The organism is Caballeronia sp. LZ003 (genome assembly GCF_031451465.1).
Lineage (GTDB): Bacteria > Pseudomonadota > Gammaproteobacteria > Burkholderiales > Burkholderiaceae > Caballeronia.
Genome location: NZ_JARUXJ010000004.1, coordinates 1,094,452 through 1,113,803 on the forward strand (window position 1 = coordinate 1,094,452; position 19,352 = coordinate 1,113,803).

Annotated in this window: 15 protein-coding genes; 3 read left to right on the top strand and 12 right to left on the bottom strand. The window is 59.5% G+C overall.

What is annotated here, in order from left to right:
- Positions 1 to 102: 102 nt before the first annotated feature.
- Both QCE79_RS29095 and QCE79_RS29100 read left to right on the top strand, forming a co-directional pair.
- On the top strand, positions 103 to 2,616 hold the full coding sequence (locus QCE79_RS29095) for a fimbria/pilus outer membrane usher protein (protein ID WP_309849832.1): 2,514 nt from the start codon (positions 103 to 105) through the stop codon (positions 2,614 to 2,616).
- Positions 2,613 to 3,734 carry a fimbrial protein gene (locus QCE79_RS29100; RefSeq protein WP_309849836.1) on the top strand — a complete coding sequence of 374 codons (1,122 nt, stop codon included), beginning with the start codon at positions 2,613 to 2,615 and terminating at the stop codon, positions 3,732 to 3,734. Before QCE79_RS29095 ends, QCE79_RS29100 begins: the two co-directional genes overlap by 4 nt.
- A gap of 351 nt (positions 3,735 to 4,085) precedes the next feature.
- Here QCE79_RS29100 and QCE79_RS29105 read toward each other — a convergent pair whose 3' ends face one another.
- The 12 genes from QCE79_RS29105 to QCE79_RS29160 all read right to left on the bottom strand — a co-directional run bounded on the left by QCE79_RS29105 (position 4,086) and on the right by QCE79_RS29160 (position 17,620).
- Complete coding sequence (locus QCE79_RS29105) at positions 4,086 to 5,066, bottom strand: SDR family oxidoreductase (RefSeq protein WP_309849839.1); 981 nt, start codon at positions 5,064 to 5,066, stop codon at positions 4,086 to 4,088.
- 21 nt (positions 5,067 to 5,087) lie between these two features.
- Positions 5,088 to 6,047, bottom strand: coding sequence for a glycosyltransferase family 4 protein (locus QCE79_RS29110; protein WP_309849841.1), 960 nt, complete (start codon positions 6,045 to 6,047; stop codon positions 5,088 to 5,090).
- The gene (locus QCE79_RS29115) at positions 6,034 to 7,098 is read right to left on the bottom strand and encodes a glycosyltransferase family 9 protein (protein ID WP_309849844.1); all 1,065 of its coding nucleotides are present in this window, start codon (positions 7,096 to 7,098) and stop codon (positions 6,034 to 6,036) included. The genes QCE79_RS29110 and QCE79_RS29115 overlap by 14 nt, the downstream gene beginning before the upstream one ends.
- On the bottom strand, positions 7,095 to 8,162 hold the full coding sequence (locus tag QCE79_RS29120) for a glycosyltransferase (RefSeq protein ID WP_309849847.1): 1,068 nt from the start codon (positions 8,160 to 8,162) through the stop codon (positions 7,095 to 7,097). Before QCE79_RS29120 ends, QCE79_RS29115 begins: the two co-directional genes overlap by 4 nt.
- Positions 8,159 to 9,904, bottom strand: coding sequence for a carbamoyltransferase C-terminal domain-containing protein (locus QCE79_RS29125; RefSeq protein WP_244828217.1), 1,746 nt, complete (start codon positions 9,902 to 9,904; stop codon positions 8,159 to 8,161). The genes QCE79_RS29120 and QCE79_RS29125 overlap by 4 nt, the downstream gene beginning before the upstream one ends.
- Before the next feature lie 12 nt (positions 9,905 to 9,916).
- Positions 9,917 to 11,101: a lipopolysaccharide heptosyltransferase II gene (gene waaF / locus QCE79_RS29130; protein WP_404989430.1), complete on the bottom strand. Its 1,185-nt coding sequence runs from the start codon at positions 11,099 to 11,101 to the stop codon at positions 9,917 to 9,919.
- Entirely contained in the window at positions 11,077 to 11,667 is a 591-nt protein-coding gene (locus QCE79_RS29135) for an HAD-IIIA family hydrolase (RefSeq protein ID WP_309849853.1), read from the bottom strand. Before QCE79_RS29135 ends, waaF begins: the two co-directional genes overlap by 25 nt.
- Positions 11,664 to 12,944 carry a glycosyltransferase family 1 protein gene (locus tag QCE79_RS29140; protein WP_309849855.1) on the bottom strand — a complete coding sequence of 427 codons (1,281 nt, stop codon included), beginning with the start codon at positions 12,942 to 12,944 and terminating at the stop codon, positions 11,664 to 11,666. Before QCE79_RS29140 ends, QCE79_RS29135 begins: the two co-directional genes overlap by 4 nt.
- 189 nt (positions 12,945 to 13,133) lie before the next feature.
- Positions 13,134 to 14,042: a glycosyltransferase gene (locus QCE79_RS29145; protein ID WP_309849858.1), complete on the bottom strand. Its 909-nt coding sequence runs from the start codon at positions 14,040 to 14,042 to the stop codon at positions 13,134 to 13,136.
- The gene (locus QCE79_RS29150; protein WP_309849861.1) at positions 14,039 to 14,758 is read right to left on the bottom strand and encodes a PIG-L family deacetylase; all 720 of its coding nucleotides are present in this window, start codon (positions 14,756 to 14,758) and stop codon (positions 14,039 to 14,041) included. The genes QCE79_RS29145 and QCE79_RS29150 overlap by 4 nt, the downstream gene beginning before the upstream one ends.
- Positions 14,759 to 14,833: 75 nt before the next feature.
- Positions 14,834 to 15,841 carry a hypothetical protein gene (locus QCE79_RS29155; RefSeq protein WP_250510030.1) on the bottom strand — a complete coding sequence of 336 codons (1,008 nt, stop codon included), beginning with the start codon at positions 15,839 to 15,841 and terminating at the stop codon, positions 14,834 to 14,836.
- Between the two features lie 162 nt (positions 15,842 to 16,003).
- Positions 16,004 to 17,620, bottom strand: coding sequence for an FAD-dependent monooxygenase (locus QCE79_RS29160; RefSeq protein WP_309849864.1), 1,617 nt, complete (start codon positions 17,618 to 17,620; stop codon positions 16,004 to 16,006).
- 219 nt (positions 17,621 to 17,839) lie between these two features.
- On the opposite strand from QCE79_RS29160, the gene QCE79_RS29165 reads away from it, so the two are divergent.
- Positions 17,840 to 19,168 carry a hypothetical protein gene (locus tag QCE79_RS29165; protein ID WP_309849867.1) on the top strand — a complete coding sequence of 443 codons (1,329 nt, stop codon included), beginning with the start codon at positions 17,840 to 17,842 and terminating at the stop codon, positions 19,166 to 19,168.
- The last annotated feature ends 184 nt before the right edge of the window (positions 19,169 to 19,352 follow it).

The window sequence follows — 19,352 nt, forward strand, 5'->3', positions numbered from 1 at the left end:
CTTTGAGATGGAATTTCGGAATCCGTAATGAAAGCAAGAAAATATAAAAGCAATGAGCCTCAACCCAGGCTCAAGCCAATAAGTGTCTGTACGATACAGGCATTGGCGGCGATTGGTGTAAGCGCTCATGCGTGGGATGCATCCGCGCAAGTTGCAGCGGTCGAATTCAACGAGCAATTTCTCGACACGGGCGACGGCGGGAAAGTCGACATCTCTCGCTTCAACCAGGGACAGCGCGTATTGCCTGGCACCTATCGCTCCGACCTCTACGTGAACGATGTCTGGAAAGGCAAGCTCGATATCGAGCTACGCGAATCCACGCCCGGGACCGGGACAGTGCATCCGTGCGTCACGACCGGATGGCTCGAAAAGTCCGGCGTGGACTTGAGGAAGCTCTCGCCCGAGGCATCCGCAAGGCTAGAGAACGACAGCGGGGAATGCCTTGAACTTCCCGACTTGATACAGAACGCGACTGCAACGTTCGACAGCGGTGAACAGCGACTCGATGTAAGCGTGCCGCAGATCGTCATGCTCAAACGTGCGCGTGGCTATGTCGATCCGAAGTATTGGGATGATGGCGTGCCAGCCGCATTGCTTCAATATTCCGCAAACGCCTATCACAGCGAGTCGGGAAGCGCCCGAACCAATACGCAATACCTCGGCGTCAACGCCGGTCTCAACGCCGGACCGTGGCGCTTTCGCTATCAGGGAAACCTTACGCGCGGGAATCTCGGCGGCCAGCATTATCAAAGCGTGCAGACTTACGTGCAGCGCGGGTTCAAGGACATCAAGAGCCAATTCATTGCAGGCGACACCTTCACCGACGGCGCGCTGTTCGACAGCTACGGCGTGCGAGGCGTGACGCTAGGCACGGATGACCGGATGGTTCCCGAGTCACAGCGCGGCTATGCGCCGGTGGTTCGTGGCATTGCAAGCAGCAATGCGAAAGTGCAGATTCGCCAGAACGGCAATGTGATCTACGAGACGACGGTCGCGCCCGGTGCGTTCGAAATCGACGATCTCTACCCCACGGGCTATGGTGGAAATCTGGAGGTACTCGTTACGGAGGCGGACGGTACGACCCACGTTTCCTCGATTCCATATGCCGCTGCTGTCAACGCGCTGCGCCCAGGGGTAACACGCTATAGCGCGGCAGTTGGCGAGTATCGCGATCCGGCCGTGAGAATTCATCCGTTCGTATCTCAGTTCACGGTTCAGCGCGGCATGAGTAACCGTGTGACGCTGTATGGCGGTATCACCGGTGCGGACATGTATTTCTCCGCGCTCGCCGGCGTGGCGCTCAATACGAAATTCGGCGCATTCGGGTTCGACGTGACGGAATCGAGCGCGAGCTTCAAGGGCTTCGGAACACGGAATGGGACGAGCGCTCGCCTAAGCTATGCCCGAATGTTCGAGCCGACCAACACCAACATTGCAATCGCGGCCTATCGATATTCGACTGGCGGTTTTCTGAGCCTGCCAGATGCGGCCACGACGCGTCAACTGATCAGCGATCATCAGCTCGGTTCGATGTCCGCTCCTCAAAAGTCGCGCTTGCAGTTCACGCTGAATCAAGGACTAGGCGATAGCGGACGCTTTGGCGCCATCTACGCGGTGGGCTCGCTCACGACATACTGGAACCGGACATCGCGCGATACGCAGTTTCAGCTCGGCTACAACAATAGCTGGAAGCGCCTGACTTACGGGGCGTCGGTCATCCGTCAATACCAGGTGGACAACAAGCGATGGGATAACCGCTTCATGTTGACGGCGATGGTGCCGCTCGGTTGGGGCTCGCACGCTCCTCAGTCGTCGACCAGCTTTCAGCACGACACCGGCAACGGCAACTCCAGCCTTCAGGAATCGGTGACGGGCACGCTTGGCTCGGACAGCGCGCTTTCATATGGCATGAATGCGTCGTTCAGCGATGGCGATCGAACGAGCGGCAATACAGCCAGCGTGGGTGGAAATCTAGGCTATGTATCGCCATTTTCCTCGCTGTCGGTCAATGCAAGCAAGGGACGCGACTACTCGCAATACGGCGCGGGCATTTCCGGTGGCGTGGTGGCCTGGCAAGGCGGCGCGGCATTCGCGCCAAACATGAGCGACACCGTCGCCGTCATCGAAGCGAAAGACGCGGCGGGTGCACGGCTCGCGAATGGCGCAGGTCTTCGTGTCGATCCATGGGGACACGCCATCGTCTCCGGCGTGCAGCCTTATTCCGACAACGAGGTCGAGATCGATCCCAAAGGGCTACCGCTCAACGTGCAACTCAAGTCGACCGTACAACGCGCTACGCCGACTGCGGGCGCCGTGGTGAAACTCGAGTTCGACACTGAGAACATGGGCAAGCCCGCCCTGATGCATGTTCTTCAGGCAAGCGGCAAGCCGCTTCCGTTCGGCGCGCAAGTTTCAGATGGCAAGGACGACACCGTGGGCACCGTGGCGCAGGGCAGCCGCATTATTGCCACCGGACTCAAGAGCGATGAGGGAACGCTCAATGTCAAATGGGGAGACGCTCCAGAGCAGCGTTGCGTGGTTCGCTACGCGTTGCCAAAAATGCCGCTGGCCAGCACGCCTAATTCACTTAGCATAGCTGATGGAGTCTGCCGATGATCCTCGACAAATCACGTGAGATCATAACTTCGATGAACCGCTTCAACACAATCGTCCGTGCCGTTGCACGGCATGCAGCGGCCTGGCTTATGCTGGCCGGAATGATTCCTTCCGCCGCATGGGCCAGTGCGTCTTGCCATTCCAACTACAGCGCGTTCACGCTTTCTTTTCCGTCTACGATAGCCGTGGCGCGCGACCTGCCCGACGGATCGCTTCTGAGTGCATGGTCCGTGTCTGCCGCCACTCCAAACTATTGGACCTGCACTGTGTCCGATGGCTGGTACACCGGAACCGATTTCGAGCTGGCAGGTATCGTCGCCGGTGCGCCAACCCGCTACAAAGCCTCCTACAATGGCGTCGAATTTTCGGTCTATGCGACTAATGTGCCTGGCATCGGGATCGCACTTGGAGGAACAGTCTATGCCGCTAAAACGCAATACGGCCCGTGGGACTTTCCGGTTCTAGGATACGAGAGAAACAATGTCGGTAGCCCGGTGGACAATGGCGGCCAGCTCATAGCGGCCCTCGTGAAGATCGGTGACGTTACCCCGGGTACAGTTTCCGGATTGATCGCGAGGGCCTTCTCGTGGGAGACCGCCGGGAAAAGTCCTCCTGGATACAACGCGGCTTCGGGTTCGATCGACTTCAACATGACGCCGGTGATCATCACCGTTCTGACATGCCGCACACCCGATGTAACGGTGCCAATGGGAACGCTAGCCCTGACGGACCTGCCGGCATTGGGACCCGCACCGCGCAAGTCGGCATCTTTCAATCTGAGCTTTGACAACTGTCCCGCAGGCACGTCCGTGGAGGGCACTTCGGCGGGCATGATCCATAGTGTTCAGTACCGGATCGATCCGGCGAATGGGACGGTGTCGGGCTTCAGCAATGTTGCGGCACTAAGCGGCACGCCTTCGGCAGGAGGCGTCGGCATTCAGCTATTCGACGGCGCGGGCGCGGCAATTCCGTTTGGAACGAACCTTACCTTGAATGGTTTCAACGGAGCATTCGCTTCGAGTCACACCGTCGCAATGACCGCACGTTATTACCGGACAGGTCCGTTATCCCCCGGTCCGGCCAACACGACAATGACAATGACCATGTACTACCAGTAGTAATGTGATCGACGTGAAGATGTGCGCTCCCCAACCTCGCGGAAGGGGTAGATCGGCTCACTTGCGGGCCACGTTCATTTACTTGCTTAATCGAAGGGAGTTTCAAAATGGAATCTATCAAGCGTGATGCCTTGGCTTACGCGTCGGTGGCCGGTGGCAGCGCGAAGGCGTCGAGTAGTTCGTCTGCGTCGACGAACGTGAGCATCGTAATCAGTGCACCGGTTCCACATGGCAACCAGAAGGGATGATGCATTAGCCCATCCGTAAAGCAGGCAAGACCTGCGTTTCGCTTGTCTTCAAAGCGAAGGCCGCCTTCAATTCTCTGAAAGCGGCCTTCGTCCTACCTCGCATTCAACTGGCCAACGTCGCCATCGTGCGTTGCGCCTCGGTGATTTGGCGGAAGTACCGCGCCGTACGCTGCAAGCCTTCATCGAGTTCCGTCACGGGTTGCCAGTCGAGCAGCGTGCGCGCCTGCGTGATATCCGGTTGACGATGCCACGGATCATCCATCGGCAATGGATGAAACACGATCTCGGAACTCGAACCCGTCAACGCGATGATGCGTTTGGCAATGTCCAGCATCGAAAGTTCGTGCGGGTTGCCTAGATTGACTGGACCCGTGACGTCATCGGGCGTGTTCATGAGGCGGATAAAGGCGTCGACCATATCGTCGACATAACAGAAGGAGCGCGTCTGCGTGCCTTCGCCATAAACGGTGATAGGCTCGTTGGCGAGCGCCTGCATCATGAAGTTGGACACCACGCGGCCATCGGCGGGATGCATGCGCGGCCCATACGTATTGAAGATTCTCGCGATCTTGATGTTGAGGCCATGCTGCCGCCGATAATCCATGAAGAGTGTTTCGGCGCAACGCTTGCCTTCGTCATAGCAAGAACGCGGACCGATAGGATTTACATTGCCCCAATAAGCTTCTTGTTGCGGATGAACGCGTGCGTCACCGTACACTTCACTCGTCGATGCCTGAAAGATGCGCGCCTTCACACGCTTGGCGAGACCCAACATGTTGATCGCGCCATGCACGCTCGTCTTCGTGGTCTGAACGGGATCGTACTGGTAATGAATGGGCGAAGCGGGGCACGCGAGGTTATAGATCTGGTCCACTTCCACATAGAGCGGAAACGTCACGTCGTGGCGCATCAGTTCGAAATTCGCGCTGTCCAGCAGATGCGCGATGTTGTCCTTCGTGCCGGTATAAAAATTGTCGACGCACAAGACATCGTGTCCTTGAGCGAGCAGGCGTTCGCATAGATGCGAGCCGAGAAACCCCGCACCTCCCGTGACCAGAATGCGCTTGCGAAAGGCTTCCTTCATGGCTGTTCTCTAAAATGATATTTAGCTGCAGACGTGACGCAGCGTGGCTTCCCACTCGGCTGCGAAGCGATCGATATGAAAGCGTTCCAACGCCACCTTGCGTGCACCTTCACCGAGCCGGCGGGCCTCGGCGGGATCGCGTAGAAGGTGTTGCATGGCATCGATCAACTGGTCCGTATCGGTATGGATGAAGCCGCTCTCGCCGTTGCGAATGACGGTTGCAAGCTCGGTCGTCGCGAGGCCGACAATAGGCATGCCTATCGTCATCGCCTCGACGATTGCGAGACCGAGGCTCGTCCAGCGAATCGGATTGAAAAAGAAACGGTATTGCGCGCTGAAAGACGCGAGATCGAGATTGCCGATCTCGCCGAGTCCTCCCGCTGCGTGAGCATCCATGCCGACTAGGTCGAGCGGCACACGCCGCGCGGCTTCGGTGAATACATCGTGACCGAGCCTGCGTCCACGCTGCTTCAGATGATTGATGATGACAATGCCGCGTTCTTTCTCGCCGCTATAGCGCACGCTGTCGGGGACCACGACACCATGTTCGATCACCTGCGTCGGCGTCTCGCCGCTGTCCCACATGAGGCGGTTGAAGTGGGTCACATGCACGAGCAGCGTGTCGCGGTCTTGCACCCAATGCCGCTGTTCGAAGGCATTCTCCTGCGGCGGATCATGCTCGATATAGACGCGCGGCAAGCGGCGATGTGCATTGCTCAAGAGATTCAAGCGGTCGTCGTCCCAATGCGTGCGATGCTGAAAGAGCACGACATCGAAATCTTGTGAAGCCACTTCGTCATAAGGCACTTCGTGGACATTGTCGCCCCACGGCAAGACGCCGACCTTGCCCGCGTAGCCCGGAGGATGGCCGGGCTTCGTGACGAGATAGAAGTCGTGCTTCGCCTGACTCAAGTAGTACATGTAGTTGCCGTGCACGTGCCATGTCAGAACACGCAGGCGTCGGTTATCAGCAGTGAGCATGGATCGGGGCCGTATGAAATCGAGGTTCGAGCAGCTGCGCATGTGCGACATCCAGTACCTGTGCAACGCTAATATTCAGCGCGCATGGATGCCCATACGGACAGTCGCGAAACGAGCAGGGACGACACGACGGATAATCCGCCAGCACGCGATGACGTTCATGGTCGAGCGGCGCCCAGCGGCGCGTGTCGCTACCTGACGCGATGACGACGCTTTTCGTGCGCATTGCCGCCGCGATATGCGATATGCCGGTGTCGTTGCAGACAACGAGTTGCGCCTTGGCTACGAGCGCGGCGAGGCCGCCTAGCGATGTCTTTCCGGTCAGGTCGATTGCATCGCAGCCTTCCAATGCCCGCGCTATACGTGACGTGATCGGCGCTTCTCCCGCGCTGGCAGTCAATGCGATCTGCCAACCCGCATGGGCAAGCGATAAAGCCACTTGCGCAAAGCGTTCGGCGGGCCAGCGGCGTGAAGGCAGTTGCGAACCCGCATGCACGAGCACGAGTCGCGTGGAATCGAGTTCATAAGCATCGAGCAACCCGGCGCACTCTCGGATGTCTTCGTCGCTCAATGGGATGTCGAGATCGGTATGGCTTGCATCGATACCGAGCGCATCCATCAGCGCGTTATAGCGTGCTATCTCGGGTAGCGTATCGGGCCAGGGAATGAAGACGCCTTCGCGCATCGCTTCACCAGGCTTCAGATAGCCGGCGTTCGAATGCGCGCCCATTCGTTCGACGATATCGTTCGCCACGCCGCCGCTGCCATGCAACTGAATCGCAAGATCGAAGCGGCGCTCCTGCATCGCGCTCCAGAATGACGGCAAACCCGCATCGGTTTCTTCCTGCTCGGGAAAACCGACAGCGCCGGGAAAGGGAACGAGTTCATCGATCAGCGGACGATAGCGCGTCACGAAACTGCTTGCCCACGGTAGCCCTATCAGCACGATATGCGCACGCGGATGAGCAGCTCGTAACGCGCGCAACGCGGGGACGCAGCAGAGCATATCGCCAAGCTGCAAAGCCCTGAAAATAGCGATGCGTTCGATCATACGAACACCACGCGAAATTTGAAGGCGCCGTATAGCCGCCAGTAGATCGAGAGAAACGGAATCCACAGCGACGTCCACGCCATTTCGAGCACGTGCGATGCCGTAAGCGCTGTCTTCATCAGGCGCTTGACACAGAACCAACCGCTCATGGCGAGCCATGCAATCACGCAGGCAATGGCGAGCGAGTCGAAACGCAGTGCGTAAGCGACGATGGCCGCCACGACCACCGCGAGGATCATGTAATACAACACGGGCGGCGTGCTGCGTATGCGCGATCTGAACAACGCAGGATGCTTCTTGTAAAGCAACGCATCGAACTGACTCTTCTTCTGTTGCGACAAGCTCACGCCCCAACGTGCGGGGCGCACGGGGTGCAACACCATCGCATCGTGCGAACGGACGATATGCGCGCCGCTGCGCAGGAGTTGAAATTGCAGATCCGAATCTTCGCGCCACGCAGATGTAAAACGCGCATCGAATCCGCCTATACGGTCCATCGCGGAGCGCTTGACGAAGGTATTGGCCGTTGCGAACTCTGCGCTCGAAAGACCTGCCGCGTCCTGCTCGTAGTCGGTCGGCCGCGCGGGAAGCGGCACGACGATGCGTCCCGACACCGCATCCGCGCCGGCATCGAGCGCGGCGACGCCCGCACTTAGCCACTGCGCATCGGGGATAGTGTCGTCATCGGTGAATGCGATGAAACGTGACTGCGCCGCACGCCATCCCGCGTTGCGCGCACCCGCAGGCCCTTGCGTCGCGGTGACGGGAACATAGCGAATACGCGGACCGCGCGGCTCGGTTGTCTCGCATTCGCGCGCAAGCGCCATGACCTTGGCGCGCGTGGCATCATCGGGACCGTCGTCGCAGACGATGATCTCGTAACGCGATGCGCGCATGTCCTGCGCCATCACCGCGCGCAAGCATCGTTCGAGCATGTCGGGACGACGATAAGTCGGCACGACCACGCTCACGTCGTACGCAAACGATGATGGCGTTACCGCGCTCTCGCTCCTTTCGAAAGCGTCGGCGCCATCGAAGGTAAAGCCGCCGGAAACCGTGCTCATGCGTGTGCTCCCGGTTTTTCGATCAAGAAAGAACCGATGACAAGCGCATCCAGCGGTGACGTCCAGAAAGATTCGAGCGCATCGCGCGGCGAGTTGACCATCGGTTCGCCACGCGTGTTGAACGACGTGTTGACGAGCACCGGTACGCCTGTGCGTGCCTTGAATGCGGCGAGCAGATCGTAATAGAGCGGATGTTGCGAGCGATTCACGGTCTGTACGCGCGCCGTGCCATCGATATGCGTCACGGCCGGAATCTTCGGCTTCATCTCTTCGCGCACGTCGAAAACGAAGAGCATGAAAGGCGCCACGCATGCATCGACGAACCAGTCGACCGCGTGTTCTTCCATGACCACCGGCGCAACAGGACGGAAGTCTTCACGATCCTTGATCTCGTTGAGCTTCGCTTGCATGGACGGATCGATCGGCGATGCAAGTATCGAACGTGCGCCGAGTGCGCGCGGTCCGAATTCCGTGCGGCCCTGATACCAACCAATCACGCGATTCCGCGCGAGCAGATCGGCTGTTTCGCCCGCGACGTTATCGAGCTTCCGATACGGCGCCTTGGCCCACTTGAGGAACTGTTCGACTTCGTTGTCGTCGTAGCGCGGGCCGAGGTATGCGTGATCCATGCGCCATTTGCGGCTGCGGTCGCCTTGCTTCTCTCGTTCGCGATAGTCCGTCCAAAGCGCCGCGCCAAGCGCGGTACCGGCATCGCCGGCCGCAGGTTGCACCCAGATCTCTTCGAACGGGCCACGGTCGCGCAGACGCGCGTTCATCACGCAATTGAGTGCCACGCCGCCTGCCATCGCGAGCTTCGATAAACCAGTTCGCTCGTGCAACCACTTTGCCAATTCGAGCGCCGTGTCTTCGAGCACGACTTGCAACGAATGCGCGATATCGTAATGATGCTGATCGAGCGGACCACCGCGCTCACGACGCCGACCGAAGCGTTCTTCCAGGCGCGGGGCATCGACGGTATAAGTGCCGTCATGCCGATATTTCACGATCTCGCGAAACTGGTCCACATAAGCCGGCTTGCCGAACGAAGCCAGCGCCATGACCTTGTACTCGTCCGAGGAATGCAGAAAGCCCAGATAGTCGGTGACGGTCTCATACAGCAACCCGAGCGAATGCGGCAGTTCCACCTGTTTGACGCGCTCGTACTGTCCGTTGACGAATTGCCCGAGACTCGTTGTTACGCCTTCACCGCGTCCGTCCATGGTAAGCACGGCGGTATCTTCGAAGGGCGCAGCGAGAAACGCGCTCGCTTCATGCGACAGATGATGATCGACATAATGCCAGTCGAACCGCGGCGCGCGTCCGCCGCTTGCGAAACGCTTCTTCAGATGATGCGGCGCGCCATCCACCAATTGACCGCGCGCATTGACGATATAGCTTAAAAAAAGCGGGTCCCAAGGCGATTCGGATGGGTTGCCGCTCGAATGCTCGGACGGCATGAACGGCAACGCAATGCTCGCTTTAGGCTGCCGTGGCATGGCGGAAAGCAAATGCGGGTCGTATGAATAGGCGACATGATCGACATCCGCCAGTTCGATACCAGCCTCTTTAAGGCAATAGTCGATAGCGTCGAAGGGCAATTGCCATGTCGAAAACGGCACCGGACGCTTCGCATGCTTGACGTGCGTGAAGCGTTCGTCTTCCGCTGCCGCAACAACGACACCGTCCTTGATCAGCGCAGCCGCGCTGTCGTGATAGACCGCATTGATTCCGAGGGTGTACATGGAAAGCGAACCTTATGGATGGATCGAGAGAGGGGCGGCAGCGTCTGCGCGGGCATCGCAAAGCAACATGACAGCGTCGATTACTTCATCTACGCTCACGCCGAGGAGGCACAAATGATGTCCTTCGGGACAGATGCTGCGATAGCACCACCGGCACGGCACATCGTGATTGAGCACGCTATGCGGCGTCTGCCATGGCGTATGTTGCGGATTGGTGAGTGCATAGAGATCGACTACAGGCGTGCCGAGCGCAGAGGCAATATGAACGGGACCGCTATTGTTTGAAACAAGGACGCGTGCGTGCTTCACGAGAGCGGCCAGTTCGCCGAGGTCGAGCGCGCCCGACAGGTCGCTGATGCCGCCGTGACCGCCGCTTACCTCGCGACACAATTCCGCTTCGCTTGCCGAGCCCGTGACGACGACTGGCCAGCCCGTGCGCGCGTTGAGCGCTTGCGCGACCTCCGCGAAGCGGTCCGGCGGATAACGACGCGATGCTGCCGTTGCACCTGGATGCATCATGAAAAAAGGCCCATGAAGATCGATACCGCGCGCATCGAGCTTCTGCGCAAGCGATGCCTCATCGCCGTCGCGAACCGTGAAGCGCATGCGTCTGTCATCGGCGCGTGCGCCTACCTGAGCGACCAACGCAAGCTGACGCTCGACCTCGTGACGTGTGCCGTTCTGCGGTTCAGTTTCGGCGACCCAGTCGGTGAGCAAACCGTAGGGATTCTCGCGGCAATGCGCCAACCTTCGAGGGATATCCGCAAGATGACAAAACATTGCGGCAGGCAAGGGATTCTGGCTATAGACCGTGAAGATCACGGCGGCATCGAAGCCGAGCGTTCGAATGCGTTCGAGCATTGCAAGATCGCGACTCGCGTCGATGGGCGTGTCATGCTTGACCCACGGCGCGTCATACTCGATCACGTCATCGATATCTTCGACGAAGCGCGCGGCCATCGCACCCGAACGCGAAGCAAGCAAGCTCAGATGCCGTCCGGGATACGCATGTTTGAGAGCGTGCAGAGCAGGCGTCGTCATCAGCACGTCGCCAAGATTGTCGGTACGTACGCAGAGGATGCGCTTGACGTTCTCGCCCCAGACGCCTTGCGGACGCGACTCCGGTGCGCGCGCGTGAGGCGCGATGGCTACGACAGGGATTCGCTCGCGCTTCACGCTGCAAGCTCCCCATGCCATGCCGCTTCAATCACGCGCGCTGCTTCGTGCATGTCTTTCGCAATGGCGTCGGGCTCGCGCAGTGGGCCACGCTGCCATAACGTCTCGTTGCCATTGTCGATAAGCACGGCGCGGCAACCTGCACGATGACCCGCTTCGACATCGTCGAGTATGTCTCCGACGAACCAGCTACGTGCAAGATCAAGACCGAGGTCACGCGCCGCGCGTTCGATCATGCCGGGCGCTGGCTTGCGGCATTCGCATATTTTCCGGTATTTCGCCACCGTTCCTTGTGGATGATGCGGGCAGAAGTACACGCCAGCGAGTCGCGCGCCTGCGCGCGCCGCAAGTTCATGCAGCGTGCGTTCGACATCGACGAGCGCCGCTTCATCGAACTTGCCAAGCGCCACGCCGCTTTGATTGCTGATAACGACGACCGGTACGTCCATGCGTGCGAAGAGCGCGAGCGCATTAACGGCGCCAGGTGCAAGACGCATCTCCAGCGGGTCGACGTTGTAAGGCACGTCGTCGAGCAAGGTGCCGTCCTTATCCAGAAACACGGCAGGGCGAAGGAGTGTCGGCTTCATGCGGAAGCGCCACCGTAAGCACTGCGCTCATCGAGCACGGTGTTCGAAAATTCCACTTCCGCCACGCGCGCATAGACGCGTTCGAGCGCTTGCGCGACGCCGGTCCATGTGAACATCGAGCGCGCACGTTCCAACCCCGCCGCGCCCATGCTTTCGGCGAGCGCGGGATCGCGCTTGAGCATGGCAAGCGCGGCCGCCAGTGCATGCGGGTCTTTCGGCGGAACGAGCAGGCCAGTCTCTTGATGAGCGACCGAGTAGCGAATGCCGCCCACATCCGCGCCGATTACAGGCGTGCCACAGGCCATGGCCTCGAGCGGGGTAATGCCGAAGGGCTCGTACCAGGGCGTCGTGACGAAGACATCCGCCGCGTTATAAAACTCCTTCAAACGCTGGCGTCCATGACGTCCGAGAAAATTGACGCGGTCTTCCACGCCGCATTCGCGGGCTATTCCGCGTAGTCTGCCGATTTCCGGTGTCGCGATTTCGTTGGCCTCATCCGAGTTGCCGCCGATCACGTAGAGATGCGCGTCTTCGTTCAACTCGCGATTGCACACGCCAATCCCGCGCACCACATTATCGATCCCCTTGCGCGGCACCATGCGCCCGAGTTGCAATGCAATGAACTTGTCCTGCGGCCAGCCGAGCCGCTCGCGCGCTTCATGCTTGTTGATCGGATGAAACTCCGCGCTGTCGAAGCCGCATGGCACGAGGTCGATCCGCTGCCGCTCCGCCTGATAGAGCGCGATGAGATCGGCAGCATCTTGCGGACATTCGGCGATAACGGAATCCGACTCGCGAACGAGCGCATCTTCTATGTCGAAGCGCTCGTCGGGAAAGCCATCGCCTGCGCCTTGATGAATGCGTCGCACGCGACCGAGCGCGTGGAACGTGGTGACGAGCGGCGTGCCGAGCGCAGCCTTGATTCGCATGCCGACGAGTCCCGACATGAAGAAGTTTGCATGGACCACGTGATAGGGCGTTTCCTCTTCCTCGAAGAACCCGATCATGAAGCGCGCGAATTCGTCCATGAACGGAAGTAATTGCTCCTTGGGCAATTGCACGGGCGGCCCTGCCGGAACATTGATTACGCGAATTCCTTCGAAGCGCGAGACAAGCGGAAGTAAAGAACGATCGCGACGCGTGAACACATCGACTTCATGACCGCTGCGTGCAAGTTGCCGCGCTACGTGCGCGACATAGATGTTTTGTCCGCCGCTATCGACGCCGCCCGCCACTGCGAGTGGAGAAGCGTGTTCACTGATTAGTGCGATCTTCACTGTGCCCGTCCCCATCACGATGGTCCAAAGTAGGCTCGTCGCGCTTGATCGTGCGAGTCCTTCGGAGTCGTGGAGTTAGAGCATTCGTTGTGCCACTGAAATGGAAATACGCAGAATCGTTTGTTCGTTGTCGGACGAAAGCAATTTCGTTTTGGGTTCGCACACGGCCGAATCCGTGCTGGTGCGCTTCTATATCGCGCTGGCAGTGGATGAGCGGCGCCGGTCGTCATCGCGGACGACTGCGCGCATCAGCAGGACACTGCGTGCAACCACGCGCCGTTTCGACAACGCCCACGGCAAACCGCGCAACATTGCAAGCGAGTCGCGTAAGAGCGTGCGTTCACGTCGCATGATGAAGAAGGCATTCAGACTTGAACGTAGCGCTTCGGCAAGCGGCAGGCGCAACCATGCGACCCATGCCTCATTCCGCGCAAGCAGACGCCTGCGCAGCGCACTGTCGCGTATTTCTGATGGATGGTGATGCAGCACGAGCTCATCGGCATAGACGAGCGCATGGCCGCTGCTCAGAATATCGAGTGCTAGAAGCGACTCTTCGCCGCCAATGAAAAGCTTCGGCTCATATCCGCCCATTTCGCGGTAGACGCTTGTGCGGAATACGCTCGCACCCGCCATGAAGCCGATCAGCGCGGGCCCCGGCAGCCCATGCGACCCCAGCGGACTCACGCGCATGCGCTCGCAGGTTTCGTCCGTCGATTCGGCATCCCCGACGACCACGCGGGCGCTTAAAACGGCCACGCGAGGCGACGCATCGAGCATCTGTACTGCGCGTGAGAGCGAGCCGGCTTGCCACCAGGTGTCGTCATCGCAGAAGGCAACGTATTCGGTCCGCACACGCGCCACGCCGAGATTGCGTCCAGCCGCGCCCATGTTTTTGGACGCAATCACGAGATCGACCGAGGGAAATTTTTCTGCAATACGGCGGGCCGTATTATCGGAGGAGGCATTGTCGACCACCACGATACGAACGGGATCGGGCAGGGCGGCAAGTTTTGCGATCGTGCGCAGTACGACATCGGCACGATTATAGGTAAGGACGACAACGCTAAGGCGTACGGACGAGACGTCGTGCGCGCTCATCGGCCATCCTCGCTACGTTCGAGCGTCCAGTAGCGCTCAGGAAGAAAAACGTCGTCATAGCCGCCGGGGCCGAAGGCCTTCAGTTGGCTCTTATAAGCCTGCACGGCGTTTTTCTTGGCTGCATGCGCGCGTTCGGCATCCGCAGGATTCGTCGTGGCGGCTTCATAAGGCGTTGCATCGATACCGATGCCGTGCAGATCGACGAGACGCCGCTGCACCAGACCGCGCATTCGCCGATATAACCCTTCCTCATAGCCGATGCAGGCGAGCGCGGGATATTCGAGCCATGCATCGCAAGCGGCAAAGTGCGTGAGCGCATGGTCCGAATGGAACAGGCCGAATGGAATCAGCAGAAGATCAGGGCGATATTCGCGCACCACATGCAGCAGTGCATCGCGAATCGCCGCGCGCGTCGGTTTTGCCGACTCCGGCGCATGCGGCACATATTGCGAATCGAGAAAGCCGAGATTGACTGAACGCGCGCTTAGCAATCCGAGCGCCCGCTCGTCCTCGTCGATGCGTGAGCGCATCGCTTCGTGAGCGCTACTAAAACCGCAATGCTGGTCCCAGTCCGTCGTCAAATCTTCTTCGGGGCTGCCTGTGAAGACATTGCAGACGATAGTCTCGTTGGATGCAGCGAGCAGGGCGCCGCAACCGAAGACGGCGTCGTCGAGATGTGGTGAGACCAGGAGAACACGGGAGCGCATTTCAGGCATGGGGACAGGTCCACTTGCGAATGACGGCAGGTGCGCCGCAATCGCCGGACCCGCCCGGCTTGCGTTTGCGCCATGTCAGAAGCGCATGCCAATACCCGCTTCGATGATGTCCGAATCGCGGTCATAACGCGTGACCATGCGATTCCATGTCAGACGCGCAAGCCATCGGTCGGTAAAGCGATAACTCGCCGATGCCGACACCACTCCCGCGAAACGGCCATCGCCCGTGCGGTTTTGCGGCAAATCGTCGTTCTGCGTGATCGACAAATAAGGACCCGCGCCCACGCCGAGCGTGAGCCTGTCGTTGAAGAATGCGCGCGTGGCCCAAAGCTGTGCCGCAATGCCATCGCGACGCGACTGCACGTGACCGCCTTCGTGAAGATACGACGCGGTGAAGTCGACGTAATGCCACAGTCCGCGCCTGTACTCAACGCTCTCCGAGAGATTCGATTCCGAGTCCAGACTGTTGAGGATCGTGCGCCCGAGCATGACCGTAACTTCGTTGCTGGTAACGTTCGTGCTGCGCGACGGCGCGTAGGCGCGCGGACCGCGACCATCCGGCGCGTCGAGCTGGTAGCCGATACCGAACAGAAGCGCGGTCGTGTCCGGACCGCCGAACGCCTGCACGCGGTTGAGCTTCATCTCCGCGATCCACCGGTTATCGAAGTAGTACGCGGCGCGCAACGTGAACATGCCGCCCCAACCGTGCGAATTCGAATAGCCGCTGCCGGCTTCCGCTTGGCTCGTATCGAAGTAACGGTAGGGACCGGCGCCCGCGGAAAGTTCGAGCCGGTTATTCCAAAGCGGCAAGCGGCCCCACAATTGCACGGCCTGACCATCGCGATGATGATCGGGAATGTGGCCTTCGTTGAGCCACGAAAAACTCCAGGCCGCATAGCGTCCAAGGCCTTCCCGATAGTTCGCTTCCCATGAATAGCTGTTCTGGCTGCTGCTCTTGAGCGGCCCAGCGAGCACCGAGAATTCCTGAGCTTGTGCGCTTGTGACCGTGCCCGCAAGGGCAGCGCCGGCAATCGTCCAGGCAGCCAACTTGCGAGATCGTCTTTTGATCGAAGTAGTAGTCATCAGGTGGAGTTAAATGCGCATTGTTTGCATTGGCAGCATAGCGGCTATAAGCGGCTTTTGCCCAGATGACGCTTTACCGAATGTTCTTGCATTGAGTCGATGGCTCGACGCGGTGCCTTTGGAAGCTGTCCTCGGCATTGTAAAACGTTTGCGGCGGCGAATTCACGCGCGCTGCGGGCTTCCGAGCATTGTGGTGAGCCATGATTCAAGCGTCGTCGCGCTAGCGCGTCTGAAGCCGATATGACCATCCGGACGCAGGGCCCAGATCATGCCGCTGCGCGCGCCGAAAAAAGCCGCGAATTCACCCGCCGCATCTGCGAGAACGGCGTACGTCTCGCTGCATTCAGGCGATTTTCCCGCCGTAATCAGCACCGCATTGCCTGCGTCACCCAGCATGTCGCGCCACGTTTGAAACGCTGCGTCGAACGATTCGCGTGAGTCGCCGTTCATGTCGTGATCCAGATACCCGATGAGCGTATGTCGCCCGCGACCGATATGGTCGCGCAGCCGCACGGCATGCCCGACGAACGCTTCAGCGAGCCCGCCGCATTCCGGTACGCGATCCCCAGGCGCGGGAAAGCCGGGCGCAATCTGCGCGCTGATCTCGTCGTTTGCATCCGCCACGATTGCACTGCCGCGATATCCGACGAGCAACTGTGTTTCGCGCATCGCGGGCCGCACTTCGCCATGCACGAGCACGGTGTTCAAGGCGCGGCTCGTTGCTTCGACCACATCCAGTCCGACCGGCCGACGTTCGGCTTCGTAGCTCGACAACAGTGTTTCGTTCGCGATACCGCGCGCCACGAGCGCGAGTTTCCACGCGAGATTGTGCGCATCCTGCAAGCCTGTATTCATGCCCTGGCCACCGACGGGCGGATGAATGTGCGCGGCATCGCCCGCAAGGAACACGCGTCCGCTCGTGTACTTTTGCGCAATGCGATGACTCACGCGGTACACGGACGACCACCGCATCGACGAAAGCCTCGTTCCCGGTGGAAGTAACGGCAGCATGATGCGTTCTACGTCGGCGAACGCGGGCGCGGTTTCATTGACGAGGCGCGCGGCATCGTCGTCTCCTAGGATCATGGAGAGGCGATAACGGCGGGCCGAACCGCGCACCGGCAGCGCGGCAATCGTCGTCGCACCACGAACGCCTTCCACTGCGGACAGGTTGAAACGCAGCATCGGTCCGCGCTGAACGTGCCAGTCGACATCGAGATCGGCGAGCATGAACGTCTGCGGATACTGCCCGCCTTCGAACGGTACGTTCAGATGATGCCGCACGGTGCTGCGTGCGCCGTCGCAACCGACCAGCCACCGGCAGCGGATTTCACGCATGGTGCCGTCGGCGTCTTGCATGCGAGCGAGGACGCTGTCGCCGGTATCGTCGAAATCGATGAGGGTTGTCCCGTAGTGCACGTGTCCGCCCATACGCGCGAATGCCGCTTCCAGAATGCGCTCGGTTTCATATTGCGCGAGAGAGAGTGCGCCATAAGGCAGGCCCTCGCGCGGCACTTCGACGCTGAAAGCTAGCGTGCCGTCTTTATAAGTATCGGCGCCAGTGAGCCAGACACCCGCATCGATGGCTTCACGCGCGATGCCCAGATCGTCGAAGACTTCGAGCGTGCGCGCGGTCACGCCCAGCGCCTTTACGAAGAACGCGCGGTTGGCGCGCGCGTCGATCACTCGCGCGTCGATGCCGTCGCGGCGCAGTTCGGTTGCAAGGAGGAGACCGACAGGTCCCGCGCCGGCGATAAGAACGTCGATGGTATCGGGCATGGCGAGCGTTCTCCTGAGCGTTCAGCCGAGGTCGTTCTGCGAGGATAACCGTGCATGCGTCGCCGCGGCTAGTGATTTATGGCGCATGAAAGGAGGGCATGTATTCGCACGCGTCCTACACTTTATTTGAAGCACGCGGCTCGCTCAATAATTTGCAATTTCGACCCGACGGTTGGCTATGCTCATGCCTTCATTTTCATTTACGCTGGTTTAGCAATCATGGTCACGCTGGTCAGTTGTTTCTTCGATCGCAACGCTCACGAATCGCTCGTCAATCACGCGGAATATTGCCGTCGCGCGGGTGCTCGTCACCGCTTCGAGCCGGTCGCGGCGGGGGCTGCATCGCTTGAACTGAGGATCGTTTATAAATATCAGTTGCTATGCGATCTCATGGTCCGCGCAGCCGATAACGAGCTCTTGATCTTCGCTACCGAGAACGCGCTCTTCCTGCGCTTCGACGATTTCGAATCGATGATGGCCGGACGCGATGCGCTCGTGACGACAGGCCATTTCGGCATCAACAGCGAGATAGTGGTGCTGAGAAATACCGAAGGCAATCGCGTCATTGCAAGGAGCATGGCCGCGAAGGCTCGGGCGTATTACGACTATGGCCAGTTCGTCACGGAAGATCAGTTGCTCGAAGCGCTGCCCGTACAGAGCGAAGCCGGTAGCGTCAACGAAAGATTCCCGATCGTCTCGGCGTGTTCGACTCAGTTTCCCGAGTTGAACGCTTCCCCGATCGTGGCGTTGTCGCTTGTCTTCACCCCGCGCCTTTATAGCAAGTACGGGCCGCGCTGGGGAACGACGCTCGCTCGGCATGTGAACGCGTGTCACGCTAGCGCACAGCGGTTCTTCGAAATAGCGCCGCCCGAAGGGGTGTCGTCTGAAGCGCTGTCGATCTATCAGCCAGGCCAGCGTATCGCCGTGGTCATGCTGTACACACCGAACATAGCGAATTACGCATGTTTTGGCGAAGCGAGCCTGCGCGATTACTGCGAACAGCACGGCTACACCTTGTACATGCATCGCGAGGTGCCGGCTGACTTCGCTCGCGAAGCGTGTGGCAACTGGGCCAAGCCATTTCTGCTCAGCAAGTACTTGCCGCATCACGACTGGGTCTTCTGGATCGATGCCGATATTCTCGCGACCAGTCGCACCGTCAAGCTCGAAGACTTCATGGACGGACGCGAGCGCGTGCTGAGCGCGGATATCGCCGGATGGCCTTTCAACTCCGGCGTCATGGGCTTTCGCAATACCGACGTCAACGCGCGCGTGCTGCAGGGCACGCTCGACCGTATTCGCGGGCTGGACGATCTAAGCTGGACCTTTTCCAATCATGGCGATCAGGCGCACTTCATGTTCGAGCTCGAAGCGAATGGTGTCTTGCCAGCGCGGGAATCGACCGAATTGGTCAGTTTCCGTGAACTGAATACGCCTTGGTATTACGCTGACCAGAACACGTTTCTCTGCCATTTTCATGGCATCGGCAGCGAGTTGCGGATGCTGTTCATGTCCATGAAGGGCGTGCCAGAAGGCGGGTTCGACTGAAGTCTTTCGCGCACTTCAAGCGGGAGCTGCGCACCAACTTGAACGCTGCGCGAACCATGTTGGGACGTGATCAGTCCTCTTGCATGAGACACCACACCACGCACGAAGCCCCATGGATAAAGGCTTTTGAGCGTGTTGGCCTTGACTGGCACAGATGCTGCAAAGTGACGTTCAACTTGTATTC

Excerpts from the sequence above, each read along its gene's own strand:
- waaF (WP_404989430.1), bottom strand. The coding sequence starts at position 11,101 with ATGGCATGGGGAGCTTGCAGCGTGAAGCGCGAGCGAATCCCTGTCGTA.
- QCE79_RS29155 (WP_250510030.1), bottom strand. The coding sequence starts at position 15,841 with ATGACTACTACTTCGATCAAAAGACGATCTCGCAAGTTGGCTGCCTGG.
- QCE79_RS29105 (WP_309849839.1), bottom strand. The coding sequence starts at position 5,066 with ATGAAGGAAGCCTTTCGCAAGCGCATTCTGGTCACGGGAGGTGCGGGG.
- QCE79_RS29100 (WP_309849836.1), top strand. The coding sequence starts at position 2,613 with ATGATCCTCGACAAATCACGTGAGATCATAACTTCGATGAACCGCTTC.
- QCE79_RS29120 (WP_309849847.1), bottom strand. The coding sequence starts at position 8,162 with ATGAGCACGGTTTCCGGCGGCTTTACCTTCGATGGCGCCGACGCTTTC.
- QCE79_RS29125 (WP_244828217.1), bottom strand. The coding sequence starts at position 9,904 with ATGTACACCCTCGGAATCAATGCGGTCTATCACGACAGCGCGGCTGCG.
- QCE79_RS29165 (WP_309849867.1), top strand. The coding sequence starts at position 17,840 with ATGGTCACGCTGGTCAGTTGTTTCTTCGATCGCAACGCTCACGAATCG.
- QCE79_RS29110 (WP_309849841.1), bottom strand. The coding sequence starts at position 6,047 with ATGCTCACTGCTGATAACCGACGCCTGCGTGTTCTGACATGGCACGTG.
- QCE79_RS29160 (WP_309849864.1), bottom strand. The coding sequence starts at position 17,620 with ATGCCCGATACCATCGACGTTCTTATCGCCGGCGCGGGACCTGTCGGT.
- QCE79_RS29145 (WP_309849858.1), bottom strand. The coding sequence starts at position 14,042 with ATGAGCGCGCACGACGTCTCGTCCGTACGCCTTAGCGTTGTCGTCCTT.
- QCE79_RS29150 (WP_309849861.1), bottom strand. The coding sequence starts at position 14,758 with ATGCCTGAAATGCGCTCCCGTGTTCTCCTGGTCTCACCACATCTCGAC.
- QCE79_RS29115 (WP_309849844.1), bottom strand. The coding sequence starts at position 7,098 with ATGATCGAACGCATCGCTATTTTCAGGGCTTTGCAGCTTGGCGATATG.
- QCE79_RS29135 (WP_309849853.1), bottom strand. The coding sequence starts at position 11,667 with ATGAAGCCGACACTCCTTCGCCCTGCCGTGTTTCTGGATAAGGACGGC.